The 14,597-nt window shown below is 36.5% G+C and carries 11 protein-coding genes; 7 read left to right on the top strand and 4 right to left on the bottom strand.

The window, feature by feature from the left end; genetic code table 11:
- The first annotated feature begins 159 nt into the window (after nucleotides 1-159).
- Together QA584_RS05185 and QA584_RS05190 are read left to right on the top strand one after the other, a co-directional pair.
- The gene (locus tag QA584_RS05185) at nucleotides 160-840 is read left to right on the top strand and encodes a hypothetical protein (protein ID WP_278273441.1); all 681 of its coding nucleotides are present in this window, start codon (nucleotides 160-162) and stop codon (nucleotides 838-840) included.
- Between the two features lie 73 nt (nucleotides 841-913).
- The gene (locus QA584_RS05190; RefSeq protein ID WP_278273442.1) at nucleotides 914-1,489 is read left to right on the top strand and encodes a nitroreductase family protein; all 576 of its coding nucleotides are present in this window, start codon (nucleotides 914-916) and stop codon (nucleotides 1,487-1,489) included.
- A gap of 70 nt (nucleotides 1,490-1,559) precedes the next feature.
- On the opposite strand, the gene QA584_RS05195 is transcribed toward QA584_RS05190, so the two are convergent.
- Both QA584_RS05195 and QA584_RS05200 read right to left on the bottom strand, forming a co-directional pair.
- Entirely contained in the window at nucleotides 1,560-2,303 is a 744-nt protein-coding gene (locus tag QA584_RS05195) for a carbon-nitrogen hydrolase family protein (protein WP_278273443.1), read from the bottom strand.
- Between the two features lie 89 nt (nucleotides 2,304-2,392).
- On the bottom strand, nucleotides 2,393-3,025 hold the full coding sequence (locus QA584_RS05200; protein WP_278273444.1) for a histidine phosphatase family protein: 633 nt from the start codon (nucleotides 3,023-3,025) through the stop codon (nucleotides 2,393-2,395).
- Nucleotides 3,026-3,485: 460 nt separating this feature from the next.
- On the opposite strand from QA584_RS05200, the gene QA584_RS05205 reads away from it, so the two are divergent.
- Both QA584_RS05205 and QA584_RS05210 read left to right on the top strand, forming a co-directional pair.
- The gene (locus QA584_RS05205; RefSeq protein WP_278273445.1) at nucleotides 3,486-5,648 is read left to right on the top strand and encodes a penicillin-binding transpeptidase domain-containing protein; all 2,163 of its coding nucleotides are present in this window, start codon (nucleotides 3,486-3,488) and stop codon (nucleotides 5,646-5,648) included.
- 170 nt (nucleotides 5,649-5,818) lie between these two features.
- A complete protein-coding gene (locus tag QA584_RS05210) occupies nucleotides 5,819-8,707 on the top strand; it encodes a penicillin-binding transpeptidase domain-containing protein (protein WP_278273446.1) in 2,889 nt (962 codons plus the stop codon).
- Nucleotides 8,708-8,928: 221 nt separating this feature from the next.
- Here the strand turns inward: QA584_RS05210 and QA584_RS05215 are convergent, their stop codons facing one another.
- Nucleotides 8,929-10,728: a BlaR1 family beta-lactam sensor/signal transducer gene (locus QA584_RS05215; protein WP_278273447.1), complete on the bottom strand. Its 1,800-nt coding sequence runs from the start codon at nucleotides 10,726-10,728 to the stop codon at nucleotides 8,929-8,931.
- A gap of 1 nt (nucleotide 10,729) precedes the next feature.
- Entirely contained in the window at nucleotides 10,730-11,116 is a 387-nt protein-coding gene (locus tag QA584_RS05220; protein ID WP_278273448.1) for a BlaI/MecI/CopY family transcriptional regulator, read from the bottom strand.
- Between the two features lie 440 nt (nucleotides 11,117-11,556).
- On the opposite strand from QA584_RS05220, the gene QA584_RS05225 reads away from it, so the two are divergent.
- The 3 genes from QA584_RS05225 to QA584_RS05235 all read left to right on the top strand — a co-directional run bounded on the left by QA584_RS05225 (nucleotide 11,557) and on the right by QA584_RS05235 (nucleotide 14,570).
- Nucleotides 11,557-13,023: an ABC transporter permease subunit gene (locus tag QA584_RS05225; RefSeq protein WP_278273449.1), complete on the top strand. Its 1,467-nt coding sequence runs from the start codon at nucleotides 11,557-11,559 to the stop codon at nucleotides 13,021-13,023.
- Nucleotide 13,024: 1 nt separating this feature from the next.
- Nucleotides 13,025-13,648 (top strand): hypothetical protein, encoded by a 624-nt coding sequence (locus QA584_RS05230; RefSeq protein ID WP_278273450.1) that lies wholly within the window; start codon nucleotides 13,025-13,027, stop codon nucleotides 13,646-13,648.
- Nucleotides 13,649-13,709: 61 nt separating this feature from the next.
- Complete coding sequence (locus QA584_RS05235) at nucleotides 13,710-14,570, top strand: ABC transporter ATP-binding protein (RefSeq protein ID WP_278273451.1); 861 nt, start codon at nucleotides 13,710-13,712, stop codon at nucleotides 14,568-14,570.
- Nucleotides 14,571-14,597 lie beyond the last annotated feature (27 nt).

Below are 14,597 nucleotides of genomic sequence, written 5' to 3' on the forward strand. Positions count from 1 at the left end.
GCTTATACTATACATTGGTACATAAAAAATATGTATTTGTATTTCTTAGATTTGAGTATCATTTTAAATATTAATTTTTAGCATATTATGCATATAATATTATCTTATTACTAGGACATTATTCTTGGGTAAAATACAGGGCAGGAATTGAGGATTCGTTTGAAAAATAAGAAAGAAAACAAGAATGAAAACAAGAATGAGAACAAGAATGAAAACAAGAATGAAAACAAGAATGAAAACAAGAATGAAAACAAGGTAAAGGATGCCATAGCAAAGTGTTCCTTGACCATTGGAGAAATTACGGAACACAGCAGGGAACAAGCGTCAGTAATAGAAGAGGCTGATAAAAATTCAGGAATACATTCCGTTTGGGAAGAGGAATTAAGAGATAAACAAGCTATTATCATTAACCAGATCGAGGAAGGATTTTCGGAGTATAAATATCTGGTGTTAAAGGGTGATAAAGCTGGGTATAGAAAGTTCTTAGACGAAATATATGCCTTAAACGGGGAAGAAGATTCCTATGCTGATTTTTATTACGGGAATTTAACAGAACAACAAAGAGAAGGGTTTTTAAAAGTCTTGTCAAAGGAAAATCAGAACTATGTAAAATGCAATGACTGGACAAAGAGTCTTTATTTTAAGCTGAATCCTGAATTATTGCATTTTTTACTGGAAATTACCTTGGAGGAGCTGTTATTCAGTACCTTTTACTTTACAAGATATCCCTGCACCATATGGGGTAATTATAATATGAGATTTCCTGTATTTTTTAATGATAAAAAAATTAAGAACAGATATCAGGTGTTAGCAGAACAAAGTGGATTAATTCTGGAGTAAAGCCTGAGTTAAAAATTTGCTTTTGTAGTTGTAAAATAATTGGAATGAATGCTTATACGAGAGGAGATTGTGTATGTTTAAAGATTTAGTAAAACAAGCCCGTTCTTACAGGCGTTTTTACGGAGATAAAGAAATAACAATGGAGCAGTTAAGAGAACTTGCCGATTATGGCAGACTCTCTCCTAGTGGTGCAAACCGCCAGCCATTAAAATATATATTAGTTAATTCCAGAGAAAAGAATGATAAGGTTTTTGAGAATGTTGCCTGGGCAGGTTATTTAAAGGACTGGGAGGGACCAATACCATCGGAACGCCCTGCCGGTTACATCATTATGCTCCGTGATAATTCCATTAATAAAGTCACAACCATGGATGAAGGAATCGCCGCCCAGAGTATATTTCTGGGTGCTGCCGAAATGGGACTTGGCGGCTGCTTTATTGGCAGCTTTAAAAAGGAACAGTTAAAAAACCTGCTGGAGGTTGATGAGGAATATGATATTACCTTAGTAATTGCACTTGGTTATCCCAAGGAAGAAGTGGTTTTAGAAGATATTACCGCTGAGGGTGATGTAAAATATTGGAGAGATGAGAGTCAGGTCCATCATGTTCCAAAACGTAGGTTAGACCAGGTTATTGTAAAGGAATTGTAAGAAGCGTTAAGCCCGTTACTTCCAGGTAACGAAACTATTAACAATTCCTTTTCGGACACAGAATCATTATTTATGCCTTAATAAAATACCCGCTCCAGGAATCCTTGGCTTTTACACCAATTAATACCCCACTGCTTTTATCATCAGCACTGGCTACTAAGACCCCATCCTTAGACCATAAACCACTTTTGCCTCCTGCCAAGAGTCCCCATGATTCACCGCAATAATTAGACATCATCACAGTCATGGAATGCTTTTTCGCATAACTTTGCAGCTGCTCATAAGCCTCTGTCATTGCTTTTGGTGTGTAGAAGATACCAGCCAGATATAGAGTAGTGCCGGCCCTGCCAGCCTTCTTGGCATGGAAAGGATTGCTGATGTCGGCACATATGGCAAGGGATATCCCTTCATTTTCATAATGAATAAGGGGATTATAATCAAAATTAGAAGCATAAAATTCATCTTCACCAGTATGAAGAAACTGTTTTGTATAAATCGATACAGTTTTATCAGGATATAATACAAAAGACCCAATATGCAAAACAGAAGATATTATTATTGGAGCTCCGGCTATGATAATAATATTATTGGTATTTGCTAATTTTCTTAATTCATCCAGGCGGGCGTCGTCATCTGTAAAAGCCAGTTTTTTACCGGAAGCTCTTACATATCCCGTAATCGACAATTCAGGGAAGAGGATCAACTTAGCTCCATAGCTTATGGCTAAATTAATTAATTCATAATGCCGGGTAAGATTTTCATCAATATCTTCATCTTTGGGTTCCATTTGGGCAGAAGCAATTATGATTGACATAAAATGACCTTTCTTTTTTTATTTACGTCCTTATCAGAACTTTCGTGGTTGTTTCAAAATTAAGAACGGATTATCTTATACCGTTCTATTTAAGCCGGAGTATATTCTTCGGGTAAATGGCTTGTATCATTTAAGGTTATCAGGATAGGGACCTGGCTGTTTCCTATGGATATCTTAGTGATGGAGGTATTACCAAGGAAGAAACGGTGATACATAGTCATTTTCCAATCAAAAATACCGATTAATGCAGCTTTTATGATGCCACCGTGGGCAACAATTACCGTTCTTTTACCCGGATGTTTTTCAGCCAGACCTAATATCGCGTCCTTTGCCCGGTTGCTGGCATTACGCAGAGTTAAGTCACCGCCTACTAGTGTGCCAAGTTCTTCATCTGAGCGCCAGGCATGATATTCAACCGGATATTGTTCTCTGATCTGAGTGATGGTAAGACCTTCCCAGGCTCCGAAATTAATTTCGCGTACGCCTTCTAAAAGCACTGGCTTTACGATATTGCTATTCTGGCAGAGAATTTCTGCCGTCTGTACTGCCCTGGTCAGGGGACTGGTATAAACATAATCAAAATTATTATGAAAAACATCTTTTAAACGATGAGCCTGTGATATGCCTTCATCTGAAAGATGGATATCGGTGCAGCCCTGGAACCGACCTTCTTTATTCCATTCTGTCTCGCCATGTCTTACTAAATATAGTTCTGTTTTCATGATAAACTCCTTAATCGATTGTATATTCTAATTATACCTATGTTTGGTTTGATTACAATAGCTTTTTCGCGGGTGATGCTTTGTCTTTTGATTTGTCTGTCTTTATGGGGTTCAGCGGTGGTAATAAGAAAAATTAACTTGACTTTGAAATCTTACAGGTGTAAGATATAAAAACCATCATATAATAAAACTATATAGTTATGGTTAAGACAATTATCATATAATAAAATATATTGTTATAGTTAAGCCAATCATATACCAAAAATATGTAGGTATAGTTAAGACCATTATCACATAATAAAGCTATATTGTTATAGTTAAGCCAATTATCATATTAGTCAATTAATTAATAAATTTATAGCTATATATATAAATCCAGCGCTTTAGTCAGAGATAGAGTATTATTTTTTGCTTATAAATCTTACACATGTAAGATTTTCAGTATAGAGGAGGTATTTTCATGAATACAAGGAAAAAGAAAAAAAGAAGAAAAAACTATATATATTTTATACTCAGCGTGTCGTTTACCGGATTACTTGGACTAATATTTCTAATTGTTCTACTGTTAACAAATCCGAGATCCGTTCAGTTCGGAAATATTGTCCCCGGACATAAGGCAGAAGAAGCCCAGCCGGAGGATTTACTTAAGAAGTACTTCGCCAGCCTTATAAAAGCTGATTATAAAACAATGTATTCCTTGTTGGATGAGCAAAGTCAGATTAATCTATCACAGGACGAATTCATAAGCAGAAACCAAAAAATATATGAAGGTATTGAAGCGAAGAATATCAAAACCGAAATAACAGGGATAAAGGAACAGGTGCCGGATACGGTGATTTCCTATCATACCAGTTTAGACAGCATAGCTGGAACCATTGAATTTGAGAATCAGGCGGTATTTTCGAAAAACGATAAAGGTAGATATGCACTTTCCTGGAGTGACAGAATGATATTTCCCAAGCTTACCAGTACGGATAAGGTTAAGGTTACAAGACATGGGGCAAAAAGAGGAAAAATACTGGATCGTAACAATGAAGTACTTGCCGGTCCAGGAACCGCAGCTTCTGTTGGAGTAGTGCCAGGTAAGCTAAATCAGGAGGGTACTTCAGATATAAAAAAACTGGCGGTACTCCTTGATATGAAAGAGGAAGCCATTGAAAAAGCCCTGGGTGCAAAATGGGTTAAAACCGACTCTTTTGTTCCTCTAAAAACCATAGAAAAGCTTGATGAAACCGATTTGCTTACCGATAACCCGGGGATTGATACCCTGAAAAATAAAGAATTACAGGATTCACTTATTCATATTCCTGGAGTCATGATTACCGACACAAGTATTCGGACCTATCCCCTGGGAAAGGCTGCCGCTCATTTAACCGGATATGTGCAAAAGGTCACGGCGGAAGATTTAGAAAAACATAAAGGGGAAGGGTATAACAGCAGCAGTGTCATAGGAAGAAATGGTGTGGAGGGTCTTTATGAAAAAGAACTAAAAGGTAAAGACGGTTATGAAATAGATATCCTCACCTCTGACGGGCTGGTTAAGGAAATCCTTGCATCCCTGCCCAAAGAGGATGGCAGGGATATTACACTTACCATAGATGGCAGCCTTCAAAAGTCCCTCTATGAAGAATTTAAAGAGGATAAAAGCTGCTCAGTATCCTTAAATCCTTACACCGGGGAAGTCTTAGCCTTAGTTAGTACTCCGGCTTTTGACAGTAATGATTTTATCAGAGGTTTATCAGATAAGCAGTGGAATCAGTTAAATGAAGATACGAATAAGCCACTTTATAACAGGTTTCGCCAAAGGTGGTGCCCCGGTTCGTCCCTAAAACCAATTATTGGCGCAATTGGGTTAACAACAGGAGCAATTGACCCAGAGGAGGATTTCGGCTTTGAGGGAAAGAGCTGGAAGAAGGACGCAAGCTGGGGCGGTTATTCTGTAACAACCCTTCACACCTATAAACCGGTTATATTAGAAAATGCCCTGATCTACTCCGATAATATCTATTTTGCCAAGGCTGCCCTGAAAATCGGAAGGGCTGATCTGGAACATGAGTTAAACCGGTTAGGTTTTAATCAGAAGCTCCCCTTTGAAATCTCCATGGCAGAGGCAATGTATTCCAATACCGATACCATTGAAACAGAAATCCAGCTGGCAGACAGCGGTTACGGACAGGGACAGATATTAATAAACCCCCTTCATCTTGCCGCCTTATATACTGCTTTTGCCAATGAGGGAAATGTAGTAAAACCCTATCTTTTGCTGAAAGAGAACAAAGCACCAGACCTATGGCTTAACCAGGCATTCTCCGCAGAGGATGCGAAGAGGATTAAAACAGCCCTGATAAAGGTAGTTAATACAAAAGCAGGCACTGGTTACAGCGCCCATAGAAGTGATATTAATCTGGCCGGAAAGACTGGAACTGCTGAAATCAAAGCTTCAAAAGAGGATACTAAGGGGACGGAGCTTGGGTGGTTCGGAGTATTTACAGCGGATAAAGAGACCAAAAAACCGGTTTTAATTATGAGTATGGTGGAAGATGTTAAAAATCGGGGCGGAAGCTCGTATGTGGTAAAGAAGGTTAAGGGGGTATTAGATAATTATTTATCGGATAATAGGTAAGATATAGTGGATAAGTTATTAAATTACCAAATACGCGATTCGTAAAGTAAATGATTTGTAAGTATCTGAATAAATGCTCTATAGGTATTGGAATAGCTGCAATTAATTATCGGGTAACAAGTCAAATGTATTCCAATAAATAACCAGAAGAATGTGTGAATGTATTGCCTATGAATAATAAAATGAAAGCTTCTATAAAAAATAAGATAAAACCCAATATAGGAATTGCCAGGTTCTGTATCACAATTGGAATTATGACAGTAATGTTTCTGGTCTTAATTGTAAGATTATATGAACTGCAAATCTTGAATGAACCAGAAGATGCAAGTAGTGTTACACTAAAGACCCAGAAAATCATTACCCTAAAAAGTGCCAGGGGCAATATCTATGATCGTAACGGAAAACCTCTGGCATATAACAGGGCAGCTTATGCTGTAACCTTAAGAGATATGGGAAATTATAAAACCAGCCGGATTCGTAATCTTACTTTAAACCGTATAGCCTATAGCCTGGTGAGTCGTTTGATGAAAAATGGTGAAAAGATAAACAATGAACTAAAAATCAGGCTGAATGAACAAGGAACTTATGAATTTACAGTGAACGGTACTCAGTTACAGCGTTTTAAAGCTGATATATTCGGAAAAGCCAGAGTAGAGGATATGACGGAGGAGGAGGCAAACGCTGGGGCAGAGGATATCATAGAATATTTAGCCAGCAGCAAACGATTTGGGTTATATGCAGAACGGGAAAATAAATACACCGCAGAGGAACTTAAGGCGTATCAGCTGAAAGAAACTTACAGTAAAGAAGAAACCTTGGGCATTCTTGGAATACGGTATATGCTTTCTCTGAATACCTACCAAAAGTATGTACCAGTTACCATAGCAAGAGATGTATCGGAAAAGACAATCATATATGTGAAAGAAAACCAAAACATACTGACAGGAGCAGAGATTGAGACAGACTGGGTACGTGTTTACGATGGTGGGGAAGCCTTTGCCCATATACTTGGATATACCGGACCCATATCAGAGGAGGAGCTGTCGAAACTAGGAGAAAAGAATACAAACTATACGATACAATCTAGTATAGGTAAAACCGGTCTGGAACAATATCTTGAGAGTACGCTAAAGGGTAAGGACGGTAAGGCAGAAGTCAGTGTAGATACGGCTGGAGTGGAATTAACAAAAGAAAAACTTGTCAGTAACCCTGAACCCGGAGAAGATGTATACTTAAGTATTGACAAGGACTTGCAGACTGCCGTGTATCATATTCTGGAACAGCATATTGCGGGAATTTTAATCAGTAATATTATAAATACCAAGGAATTTGATAAGACAGCGGTTCGGGATGCCTCTGATATAAAAATCCCAGTCTATGATGTGTATTTTGCTTTAATTAACAACGAAGTGATAAACCTTACACAGTTAAATTCGGAAACCGCAACAGAGTTTGAGAGGGAAATCTATAAGAAAATAGAACATAAAAAAGCAGAGGTACTAGATGAAATCATCAGTGCAATCAGTGAAGGTACAGCAATAAAAAGCAGTCAGTCAGCAGAACTACAGGACTATGAGAATTTTATCATCGATCAACTTGCTATCCTGACAGACTCTGCCATAGATAAAAAGGACCTTGTATATATAGCCTGGACGTCGGATAAAAATATCAGCATCCATGACTTTTTTTCATATGCCCTTCGTATGGGATGGATTGATAGGAAGAAGATCAGTTCAAAAGGTGCTTATTTTACTATGGAAGAGAGCTGCAAGGTATTAGCGGAAATAATTGCTGAACAATTAAAAGAAAATCGGGATTTTGATAAGCGAATCTTTAAATATCTGCTAAAAAGTGATGAAGTATCCGGTGAGGATACCTGCAGGCTTTTATATGAACAGGGAGTACTCTCTGAACAGGATGAGGATTATAGTAACCTTATGAATCATAACATGAATGCCTATTCCTTTATCCTGAAAAAAATCGAAAACCTTCAAATTACGCCTGCCAGCCTGGCCCTTGATCCTTATTCCGGTTCCGCAGTGGTAGTGGAAGCTGATACAGGTAAGGTTTTAGCAAGTGTTACATATCCCGGATATGATAATAACCGGTTAGCCAATCAGATGGATTCTTCGTACTATAATAAACTGTACAGAGATCTTTCCATTCCTCTATTTAACCGGGCAACGGGTCAGTTAATGGCACCGGGTTCCACTTTTAAACCGGTTACTGTAATAGCTGGGCTAAAGGAAGGAGTAATAGGTTCTGATACTAAAATCTTCTGCGACGGAATATTTGATAAAGTAGTACCTCCTTTGCGCTGCTGGAAACATTATGGACATGGAGAAATAAATGGACCGGCAGAAGCAATAGAGAACTCCTGTAACGATTACCTGGGAGATATCTCTTATCGGCTGGGGCTAAAAGGAAGAGGTACTTATTCCGATGCCCAGGCTTTAAGCTATATCAGAAATTATGCCAAAGTATTTGATCTTGATAAGAAGTCAGGAATTGAGATAGCAGAAAGTGAACCCCAAATTACAGATAAATACGCAATCCCGTCTGCCATCGGACAAGGGACTCACAGCTATAATACGGTACAGTTAGCCAGATATGTGAATACCCTGGCAACGAAAGGTACCAGCTATAAACTGTCACTAATTAAGGAAATGAAAAACCAGGTGACCGGTAAGAGTCACATAAAGGATAGTGAGCTACAAAGCAGAATAGACTTGCCTGATGGAATCTGGGCAGTAGTAGAAGAGGGAATGCAGTTATTTGCCGAGAATAACTCAGAACTAAAAGACATGAAAATCACTGTTGCCGGTAAATCTGGCACAGCCCAGGAATCCGCCCGCAGACCGGATCACGCACTATTTATTGGATATGCCCCTGCTCAAAACCCGGAGATATCCGTTGCAGTGCGTATTGCCAACGGATATGCCTCCGGTAATGCGGTGGGAACCGGCAGAGATATTATTAATTATTACTTTAAGCTGGAGAAGAGAGAGGATATTGTAACGGGGAAAGCTTTGCAGGCCCTAAACCATAGGACAGATTAGGGCAGACTTAATGAAACAATAGAATGGCTTACATTAAAATATCAGTAATTTTCAATGCACAGTTATCAGCGGAGGATTCATAAGTGTTGACAGTTAATTGATAGCCTTCTTTTGCTCTCGCTTTTTAGTTCCTCCAACGGACACGAACTTACTACTAATTGAATTAGATTCGTATATCAAAAGGTTTCACGGATACATTTAAACGCAGATGGCATCCGAATCTAATTAGTTGTAAAAATATTTTTCTCTTTCAGGATATTAAGTGCAATATTTCGGGCCAGACTGCCATTTACATTGTCTTTTCCTTGAATATTCATGGCAAAGAAATACGTGGTATCACCTTTTTCAACAAAACCTATAAACCATCCGTTCACATCTTTTTCTTCAATTCTGCCGGAACCGGTTTTACCGTATAGTGAAGCGGCATTATTTTTAGTAATTAACAAAGAATTCTTTACAGCATTAATACTGCTGTCCTTAAACTGAAAGTCGTTCTGATAGAATTTGGTCAGCAGTTCCACCTGTTCCACCGGTGATATTTTAAGGCTGGATTCCATCCAGTAACTTGAGAGTCCTCCGGATAAATCTTCATTGCCATAACCGGTTAGTTTCATATACTTCTTTAAGTCCTTCATACCGGTTTTCTGGTCCAAAGCCTGAAAGTACCAGTTTACTGAGTTTGCCATAGCAGAATCCAGATTCTGGTCCCGGTTCCAGGAGGCATAGAGATTTTCTTCTTTATTCCAGGGAAGGATATTAGCTTCCGGGGTGATACTGCCCCTTTCCAAACCAAACAGCGCGCTGTATATTTTATAAGTAGAATCAGGCGAGATCCGTTTTACACTGTTTGCTTTATTATAGATGGACCAACTGCCGGTAGATTGGTTATATAAGACAAAACTGCCATCATTTCCGTCAAAATAGGGACTTAAATCTTCATAGGCAACCTTGGAACTGCTAAACTGAAAACGGTTATCGGAGGCTGCATTTACTGACAGGAAAGGAATACTGGTTAGTATCATAACGAAGGTAATTACAAAAATAAATTTACTTTTAAGTTTCAGCCACTTGCTTTCAGGTGAGAAGGCGGCAATATTTTGAATACGTTTTGTAATCTGCTTTGTCGTACCTCCGATTCCGGCGGCAAAAGGAAAAGAAGGGTTTGAGAGTTTACCGGCAAAAAGAATCAGGGCATTGCCATAATCATAATAATTGTCTTCCTCCAGCAGATTTAAAACAGAAGCATCACAGGCTAATTCCCGGTCATTGCGCATTTCTTTCAGCCCAAGCCACACAAAGGGGTGAAACCAGTACAGGATACCGGCTAAACACATGGCATAATTAACAGGTAGATCCTTGTGCTTGAAATGCTGCAGCTCATGAAGAAGAATATAGCGGATTTCCTGTTCATTAAAGTCAGAAATGACTGGAATCGGTAGTATAATACGTGGGTGAAACAGTCCGACAGAGATGGGGGAATTTATATATGCACTGCTTAGAACAGTAATATTCTTATCAATGCCCGAAGTCTCCAAACACTCCTTTAATAAGGCTTTTACTCCTTCGCTCTGCACTGGAAGAGAGGAGTTTACTAACTGCCTGATTTTAAGATTGGAATGGAGCGTGCGAAACACCATGAGAAACGTACCGGCAAGCCAAATACCTAGTAGGCAGATAGTAAGCAGGGCAGGTGATTTCTGTTTTGCTGAGACATAAAAGTCCTGAAACCACTTTGCATTGTCCGTTACCGTTACGGCTGTATCAGTCTGTAAGGCGGTATTAGCTGGATTAGCCCCAAAAGAGTCCAAAAAAGAAAGCACCGAATGAAGCGATAGGGTTTCTGAGGGCTTAACTGGGATAAAGGGAATCGCTAATAGAAGCAGGAAAAGCAACCAAAGATTATACTGAAACCGGATTGTTATGTGGTTTTTAAACCCTCTTTTCACCAATAAAAGACCTATAACCAAAAAGGATATCGTTATATTTGAAATTATAAACCGCAGTCCAATTGAAGTAAGCATCTTATTGTTCTCCTTTTCTGGTTCGGCTGGATAGGAGGGTTTGCAGGTTTTTTATTTCGTCTTCGGACAAAGTTTCCTTTTCCAGATAATTCGTAAGCATGGATGCCATGTTTCCATCATAGTAACGTTTTAAGAAAGAACTATTTTCCTGATCTAAATATTCATCTTTTCTAACCAGGGGAGTGTAGACAAAGACCCTGCTGTTTTTCTCATAAGTAAGTGCGCCTTTTTGTACCAGGCGCTTTAACAGAGTCTGGATAGTCTTAGGACTCCAGTCCGTTGTTCTGACCAAGGTATCCGTAACCTCATTGGTACTAATCGGTGCGTGATTCCATACCAACTTCATTACTTCATATTCTGCTTCGGATATTTGGGGTAGTTTTTTCATAAGGATAACCTCCGTAAAATCTTACGTTTGTAATATAAGTATTATATTGCTGGCTATATGAAATGTCAATGTATGAATTAAACCAAGGACAGACTTGTATGAATTAAACCAAGGACAGACTTGTATGAATTAAACCAAGGACAGACTTGTATGAATTACCCAAAGACAGACTTTCGAATATGTTTCATTAGTTAGTATCAATGCCATTAATCTATGCTGAAATAGTGACGTACTTTTGCAGGGTTTATGTTGTAATAACAACTGTAATTACATCTAAACCAGGTAAAGAACTAGTTATTTGCACAATTAATTACAAAACTTGATAATAAATGGAAAAAAGAGTAATATGATTGTGTAAATCTATTCATCGCATTTAGCGATTTTAATTTTTAACAATTGTACGTAGGAAATTGAAAGAGAGAGGCAAGTAAGGTAATCAGATGAGAAAATTATTAATGATAGAAGTGAAACGTTTTCCTAAAAATTTAGTTACATTATTAACCTTTGGATTAATACTTGCAATGTATATAACACAATGCCTTCCTAAAAAGTGGTATTGGTATTCCGGACCCATGGATGAAATGCATTTTATGTATACTGTTATGCTCGAGGACTATTCTAGAGGACATACAGAGGAATTAAAAACAGAAAATCAGATTTTATCTCGGAAGATACGTTTTAATGAGGAAAGTAAAAATCTACTTCTTAATACAATTAAAAATATGAATACTGATTATACGAAAAAAGCGGATACCAGAAATATTGCATTCCATTTAACGAATGAGGAATTTGATAAGATTATGAATGAATTAGATGAGGCAGTAGGAGGTAAAAGCTATTATGCTACGACTATACGGACGATTTATTATAATCAATACATATCCAACGCATTTCATATAGATACATCATTGAATACTTTAGATACAATATCAGCTATGAAGCAATACCTAAGGTATACGTTGAATGAAAAAAGCTTTACGAAATACTCAGAATTGTTAACTAAGAAGATACAATTAACTGATAATCAGTTATTATACTTAAAAAATATTTATGATCAAATGATAAGTAAAGATAAATTAGAACAAAATGTGGAAGAGCTATATGGTATATATGATAACTGGTTTAATGAGATTGATGATATGCTTGGTGGAAACACGGCATTTGGTAATAAAAATAGGCAATATGTTTTAAATTTAAGTAACAGTTTAGAAGAGGAAGAGAATAATTTTAATTCTATAAAGAATGAAGAGAAAATTACGAATGCTTATGCAAGATATTATAGTGATTACATGGTATTACTAGCTGGAATTTTGCCTGCAGTATTTGGGGCGTTTACTTTAATTGAGGACCGTAAATATAAGTTACATGAATTAATCTATGCCAAACCTATGAAGTCATATAAGTATGTTTTGAGTAAATTTCTTGCTATAATTTTGTTATTTGCTATCTTTTTTTATCTAATAGCTATTATTTCTACAATATTGTTTTATTTATTTAGTCAATCCTATGGATTAAATATAGATAATTTGGCTTTTTTCAAATATACAACTTTTTGGATCATGCCTACAGTATTATTTACAACCGCTATTTCCATGTTAACATCTATTATAATTAATAACGGTATTATAAGTATTGTAATTCAACTGGTTATATTTTTTATGTCAGCCCAGCCACTGATAGGTGGATATAAATGGTACCGTCCTATTATTCGATATAATGAGATTGGCAATATGGATTTTTATAGAAAAAATTTCGATTACATTATGGCTAATCGAATTGGTATTAGTATTATATCTATTGTGTGTGTTCTGATAACAATTAAAATTTATGATAATATAAGAAAGCAAGGTGTTTTAGCTGATTTGTTTGTAAATTTAATACAATACAAAAGGAAAGGCGGTAATTAACTTGAACAAGATTATTAAGTATAATTTGAAATTAATTTTCTCATATAATGTAATTGCTGCATTTTTACTTGTATGCATGTCGCCTGTTTTCTTTCAATTATCAAACATGGATTTTATAAGTCTGGCAAAAATGGGAGAGTTATATTTATCGTTAACTGGAATTTTTTTATTCATTTCCCTTGGAAACTTAGAAGGTAATAAATCCACATGGGAATTTGTTTATATACAACAAGTATCTTATACCGTAATTTGTTTAGGTAGACTTCTTGCAATGATGCTAATGAATGCAATACTTATCTTTTTACCCTTAACATATGTGTACTTAAGAAGTGAAAGTATTAAATTTTTTGACGGTTATTTGGGATTTATTGCATCTGCCTGGTTTTTGGGATTATTAGGTTTATTGGTAGCTGAAATATTTCGTGACTTTAAAGTCGCTTATATTATAACTCTAGGATATTATTTTATTGCAACATCAACTATGAATCCACTAAAAAGAATTCAAGTATTTAGCAATGTTCATGGCAATATGGATATAAAATACGGAGTGTATCTAAGCTGTATGGTAATGATAATTGTTTATTTGGTATTAGTCAAAATGAAGTGTAAGCGCGGAATAGCATAATTCATAATGAAGTAAATTCCTAAAACAGATTTTATATTTAACGTAATAGATGGGAGTATTTATGAAAATCATAATTAATAATTTAAAGAAAATATATGGAAAGAAATGTGCACTGGATAGTGTGAATTTACAAATCGAAGATGGTATGTTTGGATTATTAGGTGCCAATGGCGCAGGAAAAACAACACTTATGAGAATATTAGCAACTGTATTACAAAAAACCAGCGGGGAGGTAATAATGGATGGTATTCCTATTGAGAATGTAACTGAAATTAGAAAGTTTATAGGATATCTTCCTCAAGAATTCAGTTTTTATCCTAATTTTACAGTATATGAAATTTTGGATTATTTCAGTGAACTTTCAGAAGTTAAAAAAGAAAATTTAAGGGAACTACTAGATACTGTAAATTTATTGGATGTACAGAAAATGAAAGTAAGAACTTTATCTGGCGGAATGAAGCGACGCTTGGGAATAGCGGTAGCTTTAATTAATAATCCAAAACTTTTATTCGTTGATGAACCAACAGTTGGACTGGATCCAGAAGAACGGATGAAATTTAGAAACCTTCTGACAAAATACGCAGATAACAGAACTATAGTTTTATCAACACATATAATTAGTGATATTGAAGAAATCTGTAGTAATCTTGCAGTTATGAAGAAGGGGAAGGTTTTATATTCAGGCTCGGCCAAAAGTTTTAGAAGTAAAACTGATGGAAAAGTATGGGAACTAGATATGAGTGAAGAACAATTTAAAGATATTCAAAATGATTTTGAAAAAAGGGTTACAATAGTTTCGCGAATTACTAATGAAAATAGGATTAAGTTACGTGTTATATCTGATGAGTTGCCGGCTGTGGAAGCCATTTTGGTTGAACCTAGAATAGAAGATTCGTATATTAGAATTATGAATGGGTTTTAATGAGGATGTTCCTTGTAATTATATGGT

This window comes from Anaerocolumna sp. AGMB13025 (assembly GCF_029689925.1).
Lineage (GTDB): Bacteria > Bacillota > Clostridia > Lachnospirales > Lachnospiraceae > Anaerocolumna.

What these genes read in the sequence shown, in the direction of transcription:
- QA584_RS05190 (WP_278273442.1), top strand. Translation starts at nt 914, where the DNA reads ATGTTTAAAGATTTAGTAAAACAAGCCCGTTCTTACAGGCGTTTTTAC.
- QA584_RS05195 (WP_278273443.1), bottom strand. Translation starts at nt 2,303, where the DNA reads ATGTCAATCATAATTGCTTCTGCCCAAATGGAACCCAAAGATGAAGAT.
- QA584_RS05200 (WP_278273444.1), bottom strand. Translation starts at nt 3,025, where the DNA reads ATGAAAACAGAACTATATTTAGTAAGACATGGCGAGACAGAATGGAAT.
- QA584_RS05205 (WP_278273445.1), top strand. Translation starts at nt 3,486, where the DNA reads ATGAATACAAGGAAAAAGAAAAAAAGAAGAAAAAACTATATATATTTT.
- QA584_RS05210 (WP_278273446.1), top strand. Translation starts at nt 5,819, where the DNA reads ATGAATAATAAAATGAAAGCTTCTATAAAAAATAAGATAAAACCCAAT.
- QA584_RS05215 (WP_278273447.1), bottom strand. Translation starts at nt 10,728, where the DNA reads ATGCTTACTTCAATTGGACTGCGGTTTATAATTTCAAATATAACGATA.
- QA584_RS05220 (WP_278273448.1), bottom strand. Translation starts at nt 11,116, where the DNA reads ATGAAAAAACTACCCCAAATATCCGAAGCAGAATATGAAGTAATGAAG.
- QA584_RS05225 (WP_278273449.1), top strand. Translation starts at nt 11,557, where the DNA reads ATGAGAAAATTATTAATGATAGAAGTGAAACGTTTTCCTAAAAATTTA.
- QA584_RS05235 (WP_278273451.1), top strand. Translation starts at nt 13,710, where the DNA reads ATGAAAATCATAATTAATAATTTAAAGAAAATATATGGAAAGAAATGT.